The 19,151-nt window shown below is 70.9% G+C and carries 18 protein-coding genes and 1 riboswitch; of the genes, 6 read left to right on the top strand and 12 right to left on the bottom strand.

Annotated features, from left to right (window positions below; all coding sequences use genetic code 11):
• Positions 1–18: 18 nt before the first annotated feature.
• From glyA to gcvT, 3 genes are read right to left on the bottom strand one after another with little or no spacing between them, the layout of a single operon-like run.
• The gene (gene glyA / locus E1287_RS11865; RefSeq protein ID WP_131964936.1) at positions 19–1,275 is read right to left on the bottom strand and encodes a serine hydroxymethyltransferase; all 1,257 of its coding nucleotides are present in this window, start codon (positions 1,273–1,275) and stop codon (positions 19–21) included.
• A 3-nt stretch (positions 1,276–1,278) separates the two neighbouring features.
• Positions 1,279–1,668, bottom strand: a complete 390-nt coding sequence (gcvH, locus tag E1287_RS11870; RefSeq protein ID WP_131964937.1) for a glycine cleavage system protein GcvH — start codon at positions 1,666–1,668, stop codon at positions 1,279–1,281.
• 40 nt (positions 1,669–1,708) lie between these two features.
• Complete coding sequence (gcvT, locus tag E1287_RS11875; protein WP_131964938.1) at positions 1,709–2,812, bottom strand: glycine cleavage system aminomethyltransferase GcvT; 1,104 nt, start codon at positions 2,810–2,812, stop codon at positions 1,709–1,711.
• A 177-nt stretch (positions 2,813–2,989) separates the two neighbouring features.
• Positions 2,990–3,085: riboswitch (glycine riboswitch) on the bottom strand.
• Positions 3,086–3,293: 208 nt separating this feature from the next.
• Between gcvT and E1287_RS11880 the strand changes: the two genes are divergently transcribed.
• Complete coding sequence (locus tag E1287_RS11880; RefSeq protein WP_347813966.1) at positions 3,294–4,571, top strand: M50 family metallopeptidase; 1,278 nt, start codon at positions 3,294–3,296, stop codon at positions 4,569–4,571.
• Between the two features lie 28 nt (positions 4,572–4,599).
• Here E1287_RS11880 and E1287_RS11885 read toward each other — a convergent pair whose 3' ends face one another.
• Positions 4,600–5,697: a PLP-dependent cysteine synthase family protein gene (locus E1287_RS11885; protein ID WP_131964940.1), complete on the bottom strand. Its 1,098-nt coding sequence runs from the start codon at positions 5,695–5,697 to the stop codon at positions 4,600–4,602.
• A 101-nt stretch (positions 5,698–5,798) separates the two neighbouring features.
• Here E1287_RS11885 and E1287_RS45560 point away from each other — a divergent pair, with 101 nt between their 5' ends.
• Complete coding sequence (locus tag E1287_RS45560; RefSeq protein ID WP_243718878.1) at positions 5,799–6,980, top strand: hypothetical protein; 1,182 nt, start codon at positions 5,799–5,801, stop codon at positions 6,978–6,980.
• Positions 6,981–6,992: 12 nt separating this feature from the next.
• On the opposite strand, the gene E1287_RS11895 is transcribed toward E1287_RS45560, so the two are convergent.
• Positions 6,993–8,519 (bottom strand): ATP-dependent DNA ligase, encoded by a 1,527-nt coding sequence (locus E1287_RS11895; RefSeq protein WP_131964941.1) that lies wholly within the window; start codon positions 8,517–8,519, stop codon positions 6,993–6,995.
• A 124-nt stretch (positions 8,520–8,643) separates the two neighbouring features.
• Between E1287_RS11895 and E1287_RS11900 the strand changes: the two genes are divergently transcribed.
• Positions 8,644–9,357, top strand: a complete 714-nt coding sequence (locus E1287_RS11900) for a hypothetical protein (RefSeq protein WP_131964942.1) — start codon at positions 8,644–8,646, stop codon at positions 9,355–9,357.
• A 340-nt stretch (positions 9,358–9,697) separates the two neighbouring features.
• Here E1287_RS11900 and E1287_RS11905 read toward each other — a convergent pair whose 3' ends face one another.
• Positions 9,698–10,669 (bottom strand): diiron oxygenase, encoded by a 972-nt coding sequence (locus E1287_RS11905; RefSeq protein ID WP_131964943.1) that lies wholly within the window; start codon positions 10,667–10,669, stop codon positions 9,698–9,700.
• Between the two features lie 85 nt (positions 10,670–10,754).
• Between E1287_RS11905 and E1287_RS11910 the strand changes: the two genes are divergently transcribed.
• Entirely contained in the window at positions 10,755–11,135 is a 381-nt protein-coding gene (locus tag E1287_RS11910; RefSeq protein WP_131964944.1) for a hypothetical protein, read from the top strand.
• Positions 11,136–11,359: 224 nt separating this feature from the next.
• Here E1287_RS11910 and E1287_RS11915 read toward each other — a convergent pair whose 3' ends face one another.
• Both E1287_RS11915 and E1287_RS11920 read right to left on the bottom strand, forming a co-directional pair.
• Positions 11,360–12,223, bottom strand: coding sequence for an SDR family NAD(P)-dependent oxidoreductase (locus E1287_RS11915; protein ID WP_131964945.1), 864 nt, complete (start codon positions 12,221–12,223; stop codon positions 11,360–11,362).
• 14 nt (positions 12,224–12,237) lie between these two features.
• Positions 12,238–13,344 carry a ferritin-like domain-containing protein gene (locus E1287_RS11920; protein WP_131964946.1) on the bottom strand — a complete coding sequence of 369 codons (1,107 nt, stop codon included), beginning with the start codon at positions 13,342–13,344 and terminating at the stop codon, positions 12,238–12,240.
• Positions 13,345–13,445: 101 nt separating this feature from the next.
• On the opposite strand from E1287_RS11920, the gene E1287_RS11925 reads away from it, so the two are divergent.
• Positions 13,446–14,126: a TetR/AcrR family transcriptional regulator C-terminal domain-containing protein gene (locus E1287_RS11925; protein ID WP_131964947.1), complete on the top strand. Its 681-nt coding sequence runs from the start codon at positions 13,446–13,448 to the stop codon at positions 14,124–14,126.
• Here E1287_RS11925 and E1287_RS11930 read toward each other — a convergent pair.
• On the bottom strand, positions 14,077–14,718 hold the full coding sequence (locus tag E1287_RS11930) for a TetR/AcrR family transcriptional regulator (RefSeq protein ID WP_243718880.1): 642 nt from the start codon (positions 14,716–14,718) through the stop codon (positions 14,077–14,079). The genes E1287_RS11925 and E1287_RS11930 overlap by 50 nt on opposite strands.
• An 83-nt stretch (positions 14,719–14,801) precedes the next feature.
• Here E1287_RS11930 and E1287_RS11935 point away from each other — a divergent pair, with 83 nt between their 5' ends.
• Positions 14,802–16,265: an NAD(P)/FAD-dependent oxidoreductase gene (locus E1287_RS11935; protein WP_131964948.1), complete on the top strand. Its 1,464-nt coding sequence runs from the start codon at positions 14,802–14,804 to the stop codon at positions 16,263–16,265.
• 6 nt (positions 16,266–16,271) lie between these two features.
• Here the strand turns inward: E1287_RS11935 and E1287_RS11940 are convergent, their stop codons facing one another.
• The 3 genes from E1287_RS11940 to E1287_RS11950 all read right to left on the bottom strand — a co-directional run.
• A complete protein-coding gene (locus tag E1287_RS11940; protein ID WP_131964949.1) occupies positions 16,272–16,919 on the bottom strand; it encodes a TetR/AcrR family transcriptional regulator in 648 nt (215 codons plus the stop codon).
• A gap of 81 nt (positions 16,920–17,000) precedes the next feature.
• Positions 17,001–17,792: an NAD(P)-dependent oxidoreductase gene (locus E1287_RS11945; RefSeq protein WP_131964950.1), complete on the bottom strand. Its 792-nt coding sequence runs from the start codon at positions 17,790–17,792 to the stop codon at positions 17,001–17,003.
• A 52-nt stretch (positions 17,793–17,844) separates the two neighbouring features.
• On the bottom strand, positions 17,845–19,151 hold a 1,307-nt coding region (locus E1287_RS11950), incomplete at its 5' end, for a PucR family transcriptional regulator (protein WP_207934151.1).

Below are 19,151 nucleotides of genomic sequence, written 5' to 3' on the forward strand. Positions count from 1 at the left end.
CGAGAGGGCGCGGAGACATCACAGATCGGGATACAGGGGATGCTTGTCCGCCAGGGCCTTCGTCCGGGCGGACAGGGCGTCGCGGTCGAAGGACGGCTGCAGCGCCAGCGCGATGACGTCGGCGACCTCGGCGAAGTCGGCGGCGGTGAAGCCGCGGGTGGCGAGGGCGGGCGTGCCGATCCGCAGCCCGGACGTCACCATCGGCGGCCGCGGGTCGTTGGGCACGGCGTTGCGGTTCACGGTGATGCCGATGTCGTGCAGGCGGTCCTCGGCGTCCCGTCCGGTGAGGTCGGACCCGACGAGGTCGACCAGCACGAGATGGACGTCCGTCCCGCCGGTCAGCACCTTGACGCCTGCCTTCGCCGAGTCCTCGGCGAGCAGCCGGTCGGCGAGCAGCCGGGCGCCCTCGACGGTGAGCGCCTGCCGGGCCCGGAACTCCTCGGACGCGGCGATCTTGAGCGCGACGGCCTTGGCGGCGATCACATGCTCCAGCGGGCCGCCCTGCATGCCGGGGAACACCGCGGAGTTGATCTTCTTGGCGAACTCCTCGCGGGCGAGGATCAGCCCGCCGCGGGGGCCGCCGAGCGTCTTGTGCGTCGTGGTCGTGACGATGTCCGCGTGCGGGACGGGCGAGGGGTGCAGGCCCGCCGCGACGAGACCCGCGAAGTGCGCCATGTCGACCATGAGCAGCGCGCCGACCGAGTCGGCGATCTCCCGGAAGGCCGCGAAGTCGAGCTGCCGCGGGTACGCCGACCAGCCCGCCACGATCATCTTCGGGCGCTGCTCGGCCGCGAGCGCGGCCACCTCGTCCATGTCGACGAGGCCGTCCTCCGCGCGGACGTGGTACGGCACCACGTTCAGCACCTTGCCGGAGTAGTTCAGCCGCATCCCGTGGGTGAGGTGCCCGCCGTGCGCGAGGTCGAGGCCGAGGATCGTGTCCCCGTGCTGCAGCAGCGCGAAGTACACCGCCGTGTTGGCCTGCGCCCCGCTGTGCGGCTGGACGTTCGCGTGCTCGGCGCCGAACAGCGCCTTCGCCCGGTCGATCGCGAGCTGCTCGGTGACGTCGACGAACTCGCAGCCGCCGTAGTAGCGCCGGCCCGGGTAGCCCTCGGCGTACTTGTTGGTCAGGACGGAGCCCTGCGCCTCCAGGACGGACACCGGCGCGAAGTTCTCCGACGCGATCATCTCCAGAGTGGACTGCTGGCGCCGCAGCTCGGCGGCGACGGCCTCGGCGACCTCGGGGTCGGCCTCGGCGAGCGGGTCGTGCAGGCTCACCGGTCAGGCCTCCTCGATCAGCTTCTCGTAGGCCGCGGAGTCGAGCAGGTCGCCCGGCTCGTCCGACACGCGGACCTTGAAGATCCAGCCCTCGCCGTACGGGTCGTCGTTGATGACCTTCGGCTCGTCCACCACCGCGCTGTTGATCGCGGTGACCTCGCCGCTGACGGGCGAGTAGATGTCGCTGACCGACTTCGTCGACTCGACCTCGCCGCACGGCTCGCCCGCCTCGACGGCGTCGCCCTCGGACGGCTGCAGCTCGAGGTAGACGATCTCTCCGAGGGCGTCGGCGGCGTGCGCGGTGATGCCGATGGTGACGATGCCGTCGTCGCCCCCAAGGCCGGACACCCATTCGTGTTCTTCGCTGTAGCGGAGCTGCTCCGGAACGCTCACGATCACTTCTCTCTCTTCACTGCGGGGGTTCCCCCGAATTTCAGGAACGCTTGTAGAACGGCAGGGCCACCACGTCCACGGGCTCGTGCCGGCCGCGGACGTCCACGGCGAGACCGGTCTCCCCGGCGCCGCTGTCGAGGTACGCCATGGCGATCGGCTCGCCCAGTGTCGGCGACGGGGCGCCGCTCGTCACGACCCCGCACGGCGTGCCGCCGGACGTGACGACCTGGTACCCCTTGCGCGGCGCCCGACGCCCCCGCGCCACCAGTCCCACGAGCCTACGGCCCGGCGGGGTCTGGGCCACCGCCGCCAGGGCCGACTTGCCCACGAAATCGCCCGGTTTATCCAGTTTTACGACCCGTCCGAGGCCCGCCTCGAACGGCGTCGTCTCGGCGGTCAGCTCGTTGCCGTACAGCGGCATGCCCGCCTCGAGGCGAAGGCTGTCGCGCGCCGCGAGCCCGGCGGGGACGACCCCGTCCACCCCTTCGAGCGCCTTCCACAGCCGCACGGCGTCGGACGCGTCCACGAACAGTTCGAAGCCGTCCTCCCCGGTGTACCCCGTGCGGGCGACGAGCGCGTCGACGTCCGCGACCCGTCCCGCGAGGATCGCGTAGTACTTGAGGTCGGCCAGCGGCGCGTCGGTGAACCCTTCGAGAATCGTCTGCGAACGCGGCCCCTGCAACGCGATCAGCGCGTAGGAGCCGGACCGGTCGTCCACGGCGGCCTCGAAGCCCGCGGCCCGCTCGGCCAGCGCGTCCCGGACGACGTCGGCGTTGGCGGCGTTCGCGACGACCATCCACGTCGTGTCGGCGAGCCGGTAGACGATCAGGTCGTCGAGGACGCCGCCGTCCGGCCCGCAGATCATCGTGTAGCGGGCCTTGCCGACGGGCATCGCCGCCAGCTTCCCGACCAGCGCGTAGTCGAGCGCGTCACCCGCGCCGGGACCGGAGAGGAAGATCTCCCCCATGTGCGACAGGTCGAACAGCCCGGCGCCGGTACGGACCGCCTGATGCTCGGCGGTCTCGCTCCTGTAGCGCAGCGGCATCAGGTAACCGGCGAAGTCCACGAGGTTCGCGCCGAGGTCGGTATGGACGTCGTGCAACGGCGTTTTCTTCGCGCTTTTCGCGGGTGGATCGGCGGGCATGGGTTCGGCTCCTTCGTCACGGGCACGCGTGGTCCATCGTCCCACTCGCGCACCGGGCGTATCGGTGCCTCCCCCTCTGTCATCGGCGCCTGAGAGCTTCACCCGTCCCCGCCTGCAACGGGCGGACGGGCTTTCACCTTCGGCGGGGGAACTAGGTCCCCGCTTTCCAGAGGTCGCCTCGCCCGTGCGGTCCGTGGGCCTGAGAGGTTCCGGGGAGGAGTTGCTCCTTCGGCGTCCCCCACCGGCTGCGAGGGACTCTCCCGCACGGGATCGTCGGCTGCCGGTCAGGCTAGCAGCGGCTACGCCCCACGACCAGCCATCACCCAGGCGGCCACCCGCCCAGGACGGCACGGCTTCCTCAGTGAGGATTCAACCGGACGCGGGGCGTTGACGTACTCTGAACTGATTGCTGGAGATCACCCCCGGTGTGCGGGGTGCACGACCCGGAGGGCGAAGCCGCATGGCCTACCTGGCTGGAGCGTTGATCGTATTCTTCGGCCTGCTGGTGTCCATCGCCCTGCACGAGCTCGGGCACTTCTCGTTCGCCAAGCTGTTCCGGGTCCGGACGACCCAGTTCATGGTCGGGTTCGGGCCCACGATGAAATCGTGGCGGCGCGGCGAGACCGAGTACGGCATCAAATGGATTCCGCTCGGCGGGTACGTCCGCATGATCGGGATGCTGCCGCCGCGCAAGGGCGACGCGCCGGGGCAGGTCAGGCAGGCCAGCACCGGCCCGTTCCAGGGGCTGATCGAGTCGGCGCGCGGCGCGGCGCTGGAAGAGGTCAGGCCCGGCGACGAGGACCGCGTCTTCTACGCCAAGAAGTGGTGGCAGAAGGCGCTGATCATGGTCGGCGGGCCCGCCATGAACCTGATCCTGGCCGTGCTGTTCTTCGCGATCCTGCTGATGGGCATCGGCACGAACCAGCCCCAGCCGGTGATCGACACGGTCGCCCAGTGCATCGTCCCGGCGAGCCAGTCCGAGCTCAAGGACTGCCCGGCGAACGCGCCGCCGACCCCCGCCAAGCAGGTCGGGCTGCTGCCGGGCGACCGCGTCGTGGCGTTCGACGGCAAGAAGATCGGCGACTACCGGGACCTTCAGGAGCAGATCCGCGACGCCGGCGGCCGGACCGTCCCGATGACCGTCCGGCGCGACGGGAAGGACCTGCGGCTCAACGTCCCGATCACCCGCAACAAGATGCGCGACCTCGACAACGAGGACGAGATCGTCAACGTCGGGTTCCTCGGCATCACCCCCGGCAGCGCGGTCGAGCGGCAGGGGCCCGGCGCGGTCGTGAGCACGATGGGCGATCTGACCTCGCGCACCGCGGGCGCGCTGGTGCGGATGCCGCAGAAGATGGTCGGCGTCTGGAACGCGGCCTTCGGCGGCGAGGAGCGCGACCCGAACGGCCCGATCGGCGTCGTCGGCGTCAGCCGGATCGGCGGCGAGTTCGCCGCCGACGACCGGATCGACGGGACGCAGAAGGTCGCCTACTTCGTGATGCTGCTCGGGTCGCTGAACCTCGCGGTGGGGCTGTTCAACCTCGTTCCGCTGCTGCCGCTGGACGGCGGCCACATCGCCGGCGCGCTGCTGGAGGCGGTCAAGAAGCTGTTCGCCAAGATCTTCCGAAGGCCCGACCCCGGGTACGTGGACGTCGCCAAGGCCCTCCCGGTGACGTATGTGATGGCGGCCGTCCTCATCGTCATGGGCGGGCTGCTGATCTACGCCGACCTGTTCAATCCGGTCCGGGTCACGGGTTAGCCGGGCTCCGGCGAAGAGCATCACGGCGCTACGGGACGGCGGGCAGCTCGCCGGTCTTCAGGAAGTCGTTCAGCGCGGCCAGGTACGGCTCCACGTGGAGGCCCTGCGCGGCGAGCCAGGCGTCCGAACCGTAGGTGCCGGTGTAGCGTTCGCCGCCGTCGCAGATCAGCGTGACGACGCTCCCGCGCTCGCCGCGCGCCCGCATCTGCGCGATCAGCTCCGCCACGCCCCACATGTTGGTGCCGGTGGAGCCGCCGACGTCGCGTCCGCTGACCTCGTTCGTCCAGCGCATCGCGGCGATGGACGCCGCGTCCGGCACGTGGATCATCCGGTCGATCACCGTGGGCAGGAACGACGGCTCGACGCGCGGGCGGCCGATGCCCTCGATCCGCGAGCCCGCCGCGGTCCGCTCCGGGTCGCCGTCGGCGAACGAGCCGTGGAACGCCGAGCCCTCCGGGTCGACGACCGCGAGCCGCGTCTGGAACCGCCGGTACCGGGCGTAGCGGCCGATCGTCGCGGACGTCCCGCCGGTGCCCGCGCCGACCACGATCCAGGATGGCTCGGGAAACCGCTCCAGCCGCAGCTGCTCGAAGATCGACTCGGCGATGTTGTTGTTGCCGCGCCAGTCCGTCGCGCGCTCGGCGTAGGTGAACTGGTCCATGAAGTGCCCGCCGCACTCGGCCGCGAGGCGCCGCGACTCGTCGTAGATCGAGGACGGGTCGTCCACCAGATGGCACCGGCCGCCGTAGAACTCGATCAGCTGGATCTTCTCCGGGCTCGTGGACGCGGGCATCACCGCGACGAACGGCAGCCCGAGCAGCCGCGCGAAGTACGCCTCCGACACCGCCGTCGACCCGCTGGACGCCTCGATCACCGTCGTGTCATCGCGGATCCAGCCGTTCGCGAGCCCGTACAGGAACAGCGACCGCGCCAGCCGGTGCTTCAGCGACCCCGTCGGGTGGACGGACTCGTCCTTCAGGTAAAGATCGATGCCCCACTCGGGCGGCAGGGGGAACACATGCAGGTGCGTGTCGGCGCTGCGGTTGGCGTCGGCGTCGACCAGCCGGATCGCCTCCGCGACCCAGGTGCGGTACGCGGAATCCCAGCGGTCCACGGTGCGGCTCACAGCGCCCCCCTTCGCTCGTCGTCCGACCGGTGCCGTTTCGTGCCCGGGGTCCCACGATATCCATGCATGTCACCGGGCATGATGGAGGCAGCGGGGGGCAGATGATCGAGATGTTCGACGCGCGCATCGTGGAGACCGGGCGGCTGCCGCTGTTCGGCTTCTTCGTCGCGTTCATGATCACGTTCGTGCTGACGCGGGTGAACGTCCGGCTGATCCGGGCGGACGTGCGCTGGTTCCGGAACGTGACGGCCGGCGACGTGCACATCCACCATGTCGTGTTCGGGGTCGTGCTGATGCTGGCGGGCGGGGTGGCGAGCCTCGCCGTCCCGGACGGCCACGTCCGGCTCGACCTGCTGGCGGCCGTCGTGTTCGGGATGGGCTCGGCGCTCGTCCTGGACGAGTTCGCCCTGATCCTGCATCTCAGCGACGTCTACTGGACGGAGAAGGGCCGCGCGTCCGTCGACGCCGTGTTCGTCGCGATCGCCGTGACGGGGCTGCTGCTGCTCGGCGTCCGCCCGTTCGGCTACGAGGGCATCGGCATCGACCCCGGCGGCGGCGATCTCAGCGTCGCCTACGTCGCGTTCCTCGCCGGCAACCTCGCCCTCGCCGTGATCACGCTGCTGAAGGGCAAGATCTGGACCGGGCTGATCGGCCTGTTCCTGCCCGCGCTGCTGATCGTCGGGGCCGTCCGGGTGGCGCGGCCCGGCTCGCCCTGGTCGCGCTGGCGCTACGACGAGCAGTCGCGCCGGTACCAGCGGGCCGTCCGGCGGGAGAAGCGGCTCCGGCGGCCCCTGATCCGCGGCAAGATCTGGGTGCAGGAGTTCATCGCGGGACGGCACGACCTCATCCCGCCCGAGCTGCTGCAGCGCCGCACCGAGGCCGCCGAGCGCGCCCGCCGCCGCCTCCGCAGGGCGCGGACGACGGCGCGCGCCGAAAGCAAGGCCGCGGCCCGCGCGGAACGCAAGGCGGCCGCCCGCGCCGCCCGTGCCGCCCGCGCTGGACGCAAGGCCGGCCCGTGGCCCGACCGGCGGCGCGGCGAGGCACGCGAGCGGCGCCGCGCCGATTCCCGTGTTCCCCATGCCCGCGGCAAGGGCGCGTCCCGCCTGCGAACGCGCGCCGCCTCCAGACGCCAGGCCCGCCGCGCCGCCCCTGAGCGCATGGCCCCCGAGCGTGTGGCCCCCGAGCGCGTCGCGCCCGAGGAGGGATCGACGCCCGGCTCCCCGCCCGGCCCGGCGTCCGATCACGCCCGGCCCGCCGCGCTCGACGACCGCCCGGCGAGCTGACCCTGGGGCGCGTCAGTCCATGACGGGCGCGACCGCGCGCACCGTGTCGATGGTGTCGGCCTCGGCCGCGGACTTGTCGGGCCGGTACCGCAGGACGCGGGCGAACCGCAGCGCGATGCCGCCCGGGTAGCGGGGGCTGTGCTGGACGCCGTCGAACGCGATCTCGACCACCAGCTCGGGACGGACGTGGACCGTCCAGCCGTCTTCGCGCACGGCCAGCTCGCGCAGCCGCTTCGTCTGCCAGGCGAGCAGCTCGTCGGTGAGGCCCTTGAACGTCTTGCCGAGCATGACGAACCCGCCGGTCTCGGGGTCGCGGGCGCCGAGGTGCAGGTTGGACAGCAGGCCCTGCCGCCGCCCGTGGCCCCATTCGACGGCGAGGACGACGAGGTCGAGCGTGTGCCGCGGCTTGACCTTGATCCAGCCCGCGCCGCGCCGTCCGGCCGTGTAGGGCGTGTCGAGGGACTTGACCACCACGCCCTCGTGGCCGCGTGCGACCGCCTCGTCGAACACCTCCTTCGCCCGCGCCGGGTCGCCGGTGATCACGCGGGGCATCCGCAGCTCCTCGGGGACGGTCCGGGTGAGCGCCGCGTTCCGCTCCGCGCCTGGAGCGTCGAGCAGGTCGGCGCCGTCGAGATGCAGGACGTCGAAGAGGTAGAGCGTCACCGGGACGGGCTCGGTGTCCTTGGCGGTACGGGTCGCGGTGCGGGCGGCGGTGACCTGGAACGGGTGGGGACGCCCGTCCGGGCGCAGCGCGATCAGCTCGCCGTCGAACACGGCGTCGCGGACGGGCAGCTCCCGCACCGCCGCCACGACCTCCGGGAGCCGGGAGGTGATCTCGTCCAGCGTCCGGGTGAACACCCGCACCTCGCCGCCGGAGACGTGGATCTGTGCGCGGATGCCGTCGAGCTTCCACTCCACGGCCGCGTCCGCCTTGAGCTTCGCGAACGCCTCGTCGATCGACGGCGCGGCCGCCGCCAGCATCGGCTTGATCGGACGCCCGACCTCCAGCGAGAACGTGCGCAGCCCGTCGACGCCGTCCGCCAGTGCCGCCGTCGCGACGGGCCCGAGCGATCCGCGCAGCATGAACGCGCGCCGCACCTCCGCCGACGGCACCTCCGCCGCCGCCGCGATCGCCTCCGCCATCACACCGTCCAGCGCGCCCTGCCGCAGCTCGCCCGCCAGCAGCCTGATCAGGAAGTCCTGCTCGGCGCGGGTGGCGCGGCCGAGCAGGGCCGCGACCAGCTCGCGCCGCCGGGCGACCGAGCCCGCCCCGGACACCGCGCCGATCTCGGTGAACGCCGCGTCCACCTCCGGCACCGTCAGGGACGGCTCGGCGGCGGGCGGCGGGACGTCCCGCAGCGAGGCGTACCCGACGCCGATCTGGCGCTGCGGCAGCTCGCCGGACAGGTAGAAGACCACGATCGCGGCCTCGCCGGGCTCCGCCGCGCGCAGGCACTCGGCGAGCGCCGCGACCTTGGCCTTCCGGCCCGAGGTGGAGGCCACGGCCGCCGACGTCCGGGTGATGTCCGCTATCAGCACTCCTTCATTGTGTCCACCGGTACCGACAATCAACACCGGCCGGGGGCCTGGCCAGGGGCCGCGCGCCTGACCTACCGTGACGAGGGGCGGTTCGGTGATCGGACGGGGGAGTGAGGAGCGGGGCGTGGGCCTTCAGCGTCCGGTCGAGCCGTTCCACCGGCCGTACTCCCCGCCGGAGCCGCCGTCTCCGCCGCGGCGTCCGAAGCGGTTCGCGGTGCTCGCGGGCGCCGCCGTCCTCGCCCTGGCCGCCGTGGCGCTCCTCCTGCTGGTGCCTGGCGGCTCAGGCCGGGAAGAGGCGACTGTGCGTCCGACCCCGCCCAGTGGAACGCGGCAGAGCCAGACGCTGACGGCGCTCCCGGCCCCCTGCGGGACGGTCTCGAAAGGCACCGTCGACCGCACCGTCCCTATGGCCTCGCGCACGGAGAACGCGAACTCGACGCTCACCACATGCACGTACTCCCCGACGGGCGCCGCGTTCCCCTGGCTGCGTGTGGAGACGCGCCTGTACGCGTCCGGCAATACCACGACCCCGGTGAAGGACGCCGAGGAGTACTACGACGCGCAGTGGGCGCAGGCGCGCGAAGCCCCGCTCGTCCGGACGATCAGCCTGGAGCGCCACCGCGGCCTCGGGGAGGAGGCGTACCGCTGGTTCCGCGCGGACGAGGGGCGCCCGTCCGTGGTCGGGCAGGTCACCGCCAGGATCCGCAACACGGTCTTCACCGTCACCTACGGCGAGCGGGCGCCCGGCAAGGGCGCCCAGGACGCGCGAGAAGGGGTCTGCATCGCCAAGGTCACCGCCGTCGCCCGCGAAGTCCTCGCCGCGCTAAATCATTTCTGACCTGAATCGGCCGATCAAGGCATATGTGCTGTCAATAGCTTCTAAGGTGTTCCGGTAAGGGGAGGGGGCGCGCCGATCATGCTCCCGGGACCGTGCCAGGTCGTCGGCGTGCTTGAGATACCCGGGGAGGAGGAGGTCGACGACGTGACCGTGCAATCGGTAGGAGTGTCCTGGGTGAGGTGAGATCCCAGGTCAGCAACCTGTACGCGTCGACGGGCCGCGGAGTGGACCTCGCTCCGCGGCCCTTTGGTTTCTCTCTCATGTACCAATGCCGAGCATTCGCGAACCATTTTCTCGAACCCGTTTCGACATCGAGATAATGGTCGCGAAGGAGAACTCGTTACCGTTCCAGCAGGCCCGCTCGAACCCAGACGTCACGGGCTCGTCCGTCCAGGAACCCGACCTCGTGGAAGAACGTGGTGCACTTTCGGAAGGCCCATGCCAGCGTCGCCCGCCGGTGCGGGCTGCGCGCCGCGACCCGCCGCGCGAGCGCCGGATCGAGCCCCACCGCCGTGTAGCAGGACGGGTGGATCACCTGCGTGGCCATCAGCCGCGTCGCCTGCGCCAGCGCGTACGCCGCCATCCGCCGCCGCACCGGCGCCGCCTCCGCCACCTGCCGCTTCAGCTCCTCCCGCGCGTACCTGATGTGCCGCGCCTCCTCGACCACATGAATCCGCGTGACCTGCCGGATCATCGGCTGGACGTCCTCGTCGGGGAACGTCAGGCGCTGGAACGCGTCCGTGAACTCCTCCACGACCAGCGTCCCCGCGAACATCGGCATCGGGTCGTACACGGCTCCGAACGTCTTCGCGAGGTGGTACTCCAGCGCCCGCGGCCGGTGGGTGCGCAGCCCGCAGGTCCGCACCATCCGCCCGAACATCTTCGAGTGGCGGCACTCGTCCGCGATCTCGGTCAGCGCGTAGGCGACATGGTCGCTGTCGTAGCGATGCCGGTAGGCGTGCATCACCAGCGACTGCATCAGCAGCATCTCCGACCAGATCCCGAACGAGGCGATGCTGCACATCTCCCGCTTGGTCAGCTCCACCCGCTGGCGGTGCGTCAGCGCGTCCCACAGCGGCGTCTCGTAGATCGACGCGAGCTGCGGCGGCATGTAGAACACGTCCGGGTCCTGCGGCGCGTCCCAGTCCACGTCCACGTCCGGGTCGAACGAATGCTTCCGCGACGTGCGCAGCAGCCGCTCGGCGACCACCTCCCGATGCGTGAGCTCCAGCGTGTGATCGCCGTCCTCGCACCGGACCATGGCCGTCCACGACCGCGGCCGCCCATCACTCAGCAACACGTCAGACGGCATCGGCCCGCCTCCTCTCATGTGGTGCCCCCTGGATGTCGGACGGCGCGGCTATTCTGGCCACAGGCCGCGAACTGGAGGGTGGGAGATGGTCGCACAGCGTGACGGGCAGGGCGAGGCCCTGATCCCCATGCCGAAACTGACCGTGCCCGCGCTTCGCAAGGCAGTGGCGACCGTGGCGCCGTCGCGTCTCCGCGAGTTCTTCGAGGACATGCAGAAGGCGTTCGATGAGGCCGGCGAGGAAGGCAGCGTCTTCCCGATCCGGGCGTTCTACCTGAAATGGGGGGAGTTCGTGGAGATCGAGCGCCACCCGGAGACCGCCGAACGGCTTCATACGGCAGAACGGGCCATGGCCGACGCGGATCCCGAGGTCAGAGCGCGCGCGATCCGCGAGATCGGTGACATCGTTCGTGCGGCGGGCCGAGCGGTCGCCGGTGAGTGCTTGGCCATGGGAATGCGATCCCGATGACCTGCTGAAGGGATTGCCGCCCGAGGCGATCGCCGCGGTCGAGGACCTCGCTCGTGAGATCGCGGCCCGGGATTCGATGCTCTTCCCTGACGGCGCATCGCACAGCGGCGATGTTCCCGGGCTGCAGAGGGAGACTCGGGGGCCGCTCATCGTCAACTACCTGTCGGACGTTCGCGGGGAAAGGGTCGTCATCGTCCGGGTCCTTTGGCTCGGCTGACAGGGCATCAGCCCCGGGGGGTGGGGATTCTGGCTAGGAGGCGTAGGGAGGCGGGGGAGACCCTGGACAGGGTGTGCAGGAGGTGGCCCTCGAAGTTGACGGGGACCACGGGCTTGTTCTTGACGATGGCGTGGACGATCCGCTCGGCGACCTTCTCCGGCGGGTAGTTGCGCATCTTGAGGGCGCGCTGGCCGCGTTCGCGGAGGCGTTCCCGGGTCGCCTCGTCGCCCTCGACGTAGGTTCCGTTCCTGACGATGTCGGTGCTGACGAAGCCGGGGCAGACGGCGGTGACGCCGATGCGGGAGCCCGCCAGCTCGGCGCGCAGGCACTCGCTGAGCATGAGCACGGCGGCCTTCGTCGTGCAGTAGGCGGGCAGCGCGCGGGTCGGGCTGTAGGCGGCGGCGGACGCGATGTTGACGATGTGGCCGCCGAAGTTGGGCTTGTCGGGCTTGTTGGGCAGGGCGTGGACGCGGTCGTGCATCTGCTTGCCGAACAGGCGGCAGCCGTGGACGACGCCCCACAGGTTGACGCCGAGGACGGCGTTCCAGTCGTCCAGCCCGGTGTCGAGGAACGAGCCCGCGACCGCGATCCCGGCGTTGTTGACGACGATGTCGGGAGCCCGGCGGGACTCCTTGACCTCGGCGGCGAAGGTCTCCATGGCGGCGGCGTCGGACACGTCCACCCGGTACGGGGTTCCTCCGGCGCCGACCGTCTTCGCGAGGGTGACGGTGCGCTCGGCGGCGGGCAGGTCGATGTCGGCGGCGATGACGTGGGCGCCGCGCTCGGCGAGGGCGAGGGCGGTCGCCCGGCCGATCCCGCTGCCGGCTCCGGTGACGACGGCGAGCGCTCCGTCGAAGTGCGCGAGTGGCATGCGGTCAACCGTACTCAGGACGCCGCGGCGTCGGCGATCACGGCGTCGACCTCGGCCCTGCGGTCGGCCTCCTCGGCGGCGAACCGCTCGGTGTCGAGCTTGTCGGCGACCTCCTCGTCCTGGCTCATGAGGGCGTCGAGGTCGGCCTTGGACATGTCCAGGACGCCCATGTCGTCGTAGGCCCGCTGGATGCGCTCGCTCCACAGGCCGATGTCCTTGACGCACGGGACGATGCGGCTGAACAGCAGGCTCTGGAACATCCGCATGTACGCGGAGTTCTCCACCAGCTCGTCGACCTCCTTGGCGTCGATGCCGAAGTTGGCCCAGATCTCCCGGCCGCGGATGCGGTCGCGCATCAGGTGGCAGCCCTCGATGACGAAGTCCTCGCGTTCGCGGAGCTCGGCGGGGGAGAGCTGCCTGTAGTAGTCGCGGAGGGCGAGGCGGCCGAACGCGACGTGGCGTGCCTCGTCCTGCATGACGTAGGCGAGGATCTGCTTGGGCAGCGGCTTGGTCGTGATGTCGCGGATGACGCCGAACGCGGCGAGCGCGAGGCCCTCGATGAGCACCTGCATGCCGAGGTAGGGCATGTCCCAGCGGGAGTCGGCGAGGGTCTCGTCCAGCAGGTCCTGGAGCTTGGTGTTGATCGGGTAGACCATCCCGACCTTGTCGTGCAGGAACCGGGTGAACAGCTCGACGTGGCGCGCCTCGTCCATCGTCTGGGTGGCGGAGTAGAACTTGGAGTCGAGATCGGGGACCGACTCCACGATCCGGGCCGCGGTGACCATCGCGCCCTGCTCGCCGTGCATGAACTGGGAGAACTGCCAGGACGTGGAGTGCAGCCGCAGCTCACCGCGCTCCCGCTCCGACATCCGGTCCCAGTACTTCGTCCCGTAGATGGCGAGGGCCTGGTCGGGGATGCCGAGGGCGTCGTGCGGGTCGACGTCGACGTCCCAGTCGATGCGCTTGGCGGAGTCCCACTGCTTGTCCTTGCCCTTCTGGTAGAGGGCGAGGAGGCGGTCGCGGCCGTCGTCGTACTCCCAGGTGAACCGGGCGTCGCCGGTCATGGGGACTTTCCAGGTGGACGTGCCGGCGGGCTCGGTGTAGAGGTCATGGGTCGACATGGTCGCTCCTCCCCGAGGGGCGCGCGGACGTACGGTGTACGTCTCACGTACAATGTACGTACCGTGTCACGGGACACCGACGGCTGTAAAGGGCGGCATCGATGGCGAGGCATGTGACCTCCGACACCCCGCAGGTGCGGCCGGTGCTGTCCCGCGAGCGGATCGTCCTCGCGGCGGTCGGGCTGATCGAGCGGGAGGGCGCGGACGCGCTGTCCATGCGCCGTGTCGCGGGCGAGCTGGGCGTCGCCGTGATGTCGCTCTACAACCACGTCCCGAACAAGGGCGCGCTGCTGGAGGGCGTGGCCGAGCACGTCGTGGCCGGTCTGGAGCTGGAGGACGATCCGTCCGAGCCGTGGCAGGAACGGGCGCGGGCGCTGGTGCGGGCGTTCCGGAAGGTCGCGCACGACAATCCGCGCTGCATGACGATCGTCCTCACCCACAAGATCGACACTCCGGTGGGGCTGCGTCCGGCCGAGCGGGCGCTGGCGCTGGCGGACGCGGCCGGGTTCGACGGCGAGACCGCCGTGCGGATCATGCGGGCGCTGCTCGCCTACGCGCTCGGCGCGCAGCTGCGCGAGGTCGGGATGGCGAAGATGCTCGGCCATCTCGCCGAGACCGGCGCCGAGTCGTGGACGCGCCTCGACCCGGACGAGTTCCCGCACGTCATCGCCTACGGCCCGGCGCTCGCCGACATCGATCCCGAGACCGACTTCGAGTTCGGCCTCGACCTGCTCATCGGGGCCCTGGACCGGCTTCCCCGGCGTCCGGCAGGTACGGGCTGAGGCCGTTCCAGCAGAAGTCGGTCATGTGGCGGGCCGCGTCCTCGGCCGACACCTCGGGACGCTGCGTCTGCCAGTGCGCCAGCCGTTCGCTGCCGCCCATGATGATCTGCGTGAAGGCGTCGATGACGGCGGCGGGCGCGCACGGCGCGAACGCCGACAGCGCGCCGGCGATCAGCGCGCTCTGCTGCCTGCGCGTCGCCTCCACCGCCTCGACGGCGGACGGCGGAGCGGAGAGCGGCTCGCGCAGCAGCATGGCGAACGACCTGCTGTGCGCGTCGACGAACTCGAAGTAGGCGTCCATCCCGCGGCGCAGGATGTCCTTGGGGTCGGACGCGCCCGCCATGGCCTTCTGCGTGACCTCGAACAGCTCCGCCTTGGACCGGCTCACGCACGCCACGAGCAGCCCGTCCTTGGAGCCGAAGTACTCGTAGAGCATCGGCTTGGAGACCCCGCAACGCTCGGCGATCTCGTCCATGGAGGTGGCCCGGTAGCCGCGCTCGCCGAACACCTCCTCGGCGACGTCCAGCATCTGCCGTTCGCGCTCGGCGCGCGACATCCGCCGGCGGCGTGGACGGGGTGTGGCGGCACTCACAGGAGAATCCTCTCAATTGGACCTACCGTCAGTAACCTACTCCCGGTAACTTACTGCGAGTAGGTTACGCGAGAGGACGGGATATGAGCGAGCGCGCCCCGGCGATCGTCGTCATCGGCTCCGGCTTCGCCGGTCTCGGCATGGCGATCCGGCTGAAGCAGGCCGGCTTCCACGACTTCATGATCCTGGAGAAGAGCGACGCCCTCGGCGGGACGTGGCACGACAACACCTATCCGGGCTGCGCCTGCGACGTCCCCTCGCACATGTACTCCTTCTCCTTCGAGCTCAACCCCGGCTGGACGCGGATGTTCGCGCCGCAGCCCGAGATCCGCGCCTACATGGAGCGGACGGCCGACAAGTACCGGGTGCGCGAGCACATCCGCTTCGGCGCGGCCGTCGACTCGATGGAGTACGACGACGCGGCCCGGCGCTGGAACGTCACGCTCGCCGACGGGACCGTCCTCACCCCGAAGGCCGTCGTGTCGGGCATCGGCGCGCTGCACGTCCCGTCCTTTCCCGACCTGCCGGGCATCGAGCGGTTCCGCGGCACCGCGTTCCATTCCGCCGAGTGGGACCACTCCTACGACCTCGCCGGCAAGCGCGTCGCCGTCATCGGGACGGGCGCGTCCGCGATCCAGTTCGTCCCGCGGATCGCGGAGCGAGCGGAGGAACTGGTCGTGTTCCAGCGGACGCCGCCGTGGATCCAGCCGAAGCCCGACTTCGCCATTCCCGCGCCCGTCCGCATGGCGTTCAAGAAGATCCCGGGCGCGGCACGGGCATTTCGCGGCGGCATCTATTGGGCGCTGGAGGCCCGCGCCATCGGCTTCACGATCGATCCGCGGCTGTCCGGGCCGCAGGAGCGGCTCGCCCGCCGCCACATCGAGAACCAGATCGCCGACCCGGAACTGCGCGCAAAAGTGACGCCCGACTACACCATCGGCTGCAAGCGGATCCTGCTGTCCAGCGACTACTATCCGGCGCTCGCCCGCCCGAACGTCGAATTGGAGACGTCCGGCATAGCCGAAGTCCGCGAGCACTCCATCGTCACCGAGGACGGACGCGAGCACGAGGTCGACTGCATCATCTACGGCACCGGCTTCAAGGTGACCGACGCCCTCACCGACCTGCGCGTCACCGGGCGGGACGGCGTCAAGCTCCAGGAGCTCTGGGCGGACGGCATCGAGGCCCACCGCGGCACGACGATCCCCGGCATGCCGAACTTCTTCATGCTGCTCGGCCCGAACACCGGCCTCGGCCACAACTCCGTCGTCTTCATGATCGAGGTGCAGATCCAGCACGTGCTGAGCTGCCTGCGCCTCATGCAGGAGCGCGGCGCGGACACGATCGAGCCGAAGCCCGGGGCGTCCCGCCGCTTCAACGACCGGCTGCAGCGGCGCCTGCGCCGCGCCGTCTGGAACGAGGGCGGCTGCGACAGCTGGTACCTGGACGACCAGGGCGTCAACCGCACGCTGTGGCCGGGGCACACGTTCGAGTTCTGGGCGGGCTCCCGCAAGGCCAGGCCGGAGGAGTTCCTCCTCACCCGCTGACGGCGGTCACTTCTGGGGCGCGAAGATCGGGCGGAAGCCCGCGATGAGCTGGCGGATCACCGGGCGCTGCTCGGCCGGGGTGCGGCCGCGCAGGTTGTGGATCGGGTCGAGGCCGTCGTAGTACGGGGCGAGGGCGAGGAACGGCAGCAGCGTCATCAGCCAGGTGGCGATGACGTCGAGGTCGGCGTCCTCGCGGATCTCGCCGCGCTCCCGCCACAGCTGCAGCAGCGGATGGATGACCTGCAGGTAGTGCTGGTTGGCGGTGTCGCGGACGACGGACCGGACGCTGTTGTCGAGCTCGAAGTTCGTCGCGGCGGTGACGCCGCGCTCCAGCGGGTGCTCCGCCATGTACTCGGTCCAGTCGCAGATGGCGTCGAACAGCCATTCGTCGAAGGGCTGCTCGAAGTCGATCCGCTCCATGCGGCGTTCCATCTCCTCGCGGACGCGGCGCGACGCCTCGTCGCAGACGAACGCGAAGAACTCCAGCTTGTCGCTGAAGTACTGGAAGAGGGAGCCCTTGGCGATGCCGGCCTCGCGCGCGATGGTGTTCAGGCTGCCGGTCGAGTATCCGTTCTCCCCGAACTCGCGCATCGCCACCTCGAACACCCGCTCGCGCTTGGCGACATTGAGGCGGAACCAGGTCGACGTCGGCATGGACCCCTTCGACTTTCGGTCAGGAACCGGTAATCCGACCGTCAGGATAACGCTCCGTGGCGTTCCGTGTGACCCGGAACATCACCGGCGCCGCGGCGCGGACCCGTCCAGATACCGAAGCGTGAATTCCGCGGACGCGTAGTCCCCGCCCTGCGGCACGTCCGGGCCGAGGAATGTGTCCGGAATGTCATAAGTTGCCGCATTGTCGAGCGGTGTGTAGCCGAGCCGCTCGTCCAGTTCCCAGAATCGGCGCGAGTTCGCGGAGACGGCATAGGCGGCGAGGAAACCCGGCGACGGGACGGTCAGCGCCGCGCGGACGAACCCGGCGCAGTCGCGGTGGCTCAGCCAGGTCGACAGGTGCCGGGGCTCGGTGGGATGGAGTTCGAGGCTGCCGATGCGCAGGCACACCACGTCCAGGCCGAACTTGTCGGCGTAGAGGCGGGCGAGCGCCTCGGTGGCGACCTTGCTGACCCCGTACAGGCCGTCCGGCCGCGGCGGCATGTCCGCCGACACGGTCTCGGTCGAGGGGTAGCAGCCGGTCAGCCGGTTGCTGCTGGCGAGCACGACGCGGGGTACGCCGGTGACGCGCGCCGCCTCCAGGATGCGCTGCGTGCCGAGGATGTTGCCCTCGACCAGGTCGGGGAACGGCGCCTCGTCGGACACCCCGGCCAGGTGGACGACCGCGTCCGCGCCGTCCATGATCTCCGCCGCGTCGGACAGGTCCGTCCGGTGGACGGTCTCGTTCGGCGCCTCCGCGTGCAGCGGCGCGAGATCGGCGAGGACGAGCCGCTCGGCCTCGTCCCGCAGCGGTGTCCGGAGCGCGGTGCCGACCCGTCCGGCGGCTCCCGTCAGAACGATCGTTCCCAGTGTCATGGGCAGCAGTGTCGCATCCGGCGGCGGGGCGGCCGGCGCGGCCGCGCGTCCTCTACCGGCCTGCCAGACCGCGCCGGCCGGTCGCGCGGCGGCGCCGGTGCAGGCTCGCCGCGCGGAGGGTGGCGTCGAGGGAGAAGCGGGCGTCGGCGTCGTCCAGGCTGTCGCCGAGATAGCCCTCGAGCTGGCGGAGCCGGTACCGGACTGTCTGCGGATGGATCTTGAGCCGTTCGCCGATGTCGACGGCGGTGGCCCTGGTGGTGACGGCCTCGGCGAGCGTCTCGACGAGGCGGCGGCGCTGGCCGTCCGACACGTCGCGCAGCGGTTCCAGGTGGCGCCGGGTGAGCTCCTCGATCAGCGGCGGGTCGGACAGCAGCCACATGGTCATGAGGTGGTCCCGGCACGGGATGAGGGAGCCGTCCCGGATGATGCCCTCCTGCGCGAGCCCGAGGACGCGCCGCGCCCAGCGCAGGGAGTGCGTCGCCCGCTCCAGCGGCAGGGTGAGGCCGATGACGGAGCTCGCGTCCGACAGCGCGGCGCGCAGCATGCCGTGGCGCGCCGTGGTGAGCGGCCCGGGGACGAGCAGGCACGGCTCCGCCGAGTCCAGGTCGGCGAGGACGTCGGCGTCCAGCGCCGCGCGGGTGTAGGGGGCGTCGGCGTGGATGGCGACGAGCGTGGCCTCGTCGGGCAGCGGCCACCAGCCGGTGGACTTCGCGAGCTCCTCGATCGCCTCGGGCACGACGGCGGGCTGCTGGAGGATCAGGTGCAGGAGCTTTCTGCGGTCCTCGCGGCGGCGGATGTCGGCGTGGCCGGTGGCCTGCTGGTGGCCGACGCGGGCCTGCGCGACGGCCTCGTCCAGGTAGACGAGCATCGCGTCCACGATGGTGGAGACGACGGCGGTGGGGATCTGCTCGCGTTCGGCGACGATGACCGTCCGGCGCCAGGCGATGTGGAAGGCGATGCGGGTGGCGGCCTGGAGGAGGTCCAGGCTGCGCCCCTCGACGGCCTCGAAATGCCCGAGGGCCCGGCAGGTCTCGTCGCGCTGGGCGGTGGGCGCGCCCGGGTCGGCGACCTTGTCCAGAAAGCCGGAGAGCAGGAGGTCGACGCTGAGCCGCAGTATCTGGTCGTAGGGCGAGAGGGGCGCCCTGTCGTACTCGGGGATCGTCTGCTTGATCTCGGTGACGACCTCCTGCGCGACGTCGGGCAGCTCCGAACGCAGCAGGTCGAGAAACCGGCCCTGGCTCCGGTTGGCTTCGGGCAAATCCAACGCCTGCGACATGGGAAAGGCGACCTCCGCATCGGCCTGCTCGGACCCGGTGCCTGCTGCCCGTCCCTGGGTGGGACGGCGGCGCCGGGTGGGGG

This window comes from Actinomadura sp. KC06 (genome assembly GCF_004348735.1).
Classification (GTDB): domain Bacteria; phylum Actinomycetota; class Actinomycetes; order Streptosporangiales; family Streptosporangiaceae; genus Spirillospora.

Bases quoted from the DNA above. Each gene is read 5' to 3' on its own strand.
- gcvT (WP_131964938.1), bottom strand. From the start codon at position 2,812: ATGCCCGCCGATCCACCCGCGAAAAGCGCGAAGAAAACGCCGTTGCAC.
- E1287_RS45560 (WP_243718878.1), top strand. From the start codon at position 5,799: ATGATCGAGATGTTCGACGCGCGCATCGTGGAGACCGGGCGGCTGCCG.
- E1287_RS11905 (WP_131964943.1), bottom strand. From the start codon at position 10,669: ATGCCGTCTGACGTGTTGCTGAGTGATGGGCGGCCGCGGTCGTGGACG.
- E1287_RS11910 (WP_131964944.1), top strand. From the start codon at position 10,755: ATGGTCGCACAGCGTGACGGGCAGGGCGAGGCCCTGATCCCCATGCCG.
- E1287_RS11915 (WP_131964945.1), bottom strand. From the start codon at position 12,223: ATGCCACTCGCGCACTTCGACGGAGCGCTCGCCGTCGTCACCGGAGCC.
- E1287_RS11920 (WP_131964946.1), bottom strand. From the start codon at position 13,344: ATGTCGACCCATGACCTCTACACCGAGCCCGCCGGCACGTCCACCTGG.
- E1287_RS11925 (WP_131964947.1), top strand. From the start codon at position 13,446: ATGGCGAGGCATGTGACCTCCGACACCCCGCAGGTGCGGCCGGTGCTG.
- E1287_RS11935 (WP_131964948.1), top strand. From the start codon at position 14,802: ATGAGCGAGCGCGCCCCGGCGATCGTCGTCATCGGCTCCGGCTTCGCC.
- E1287_RS11940 (WP_131964949.1), bottom strand. From the start codon at position 16,919: ATGCCGACGTCGACCTGGTTCCGCCTCAATGTCGCCAAGCGCGAGCGG.
- E1287_RS11945 (WP_131964950.1), bottom strand. From the start codon at position 17,792: ATGACACTGGGAACGATCGTTCTGACGGGAGCCGCCGGACGGGTCGGC.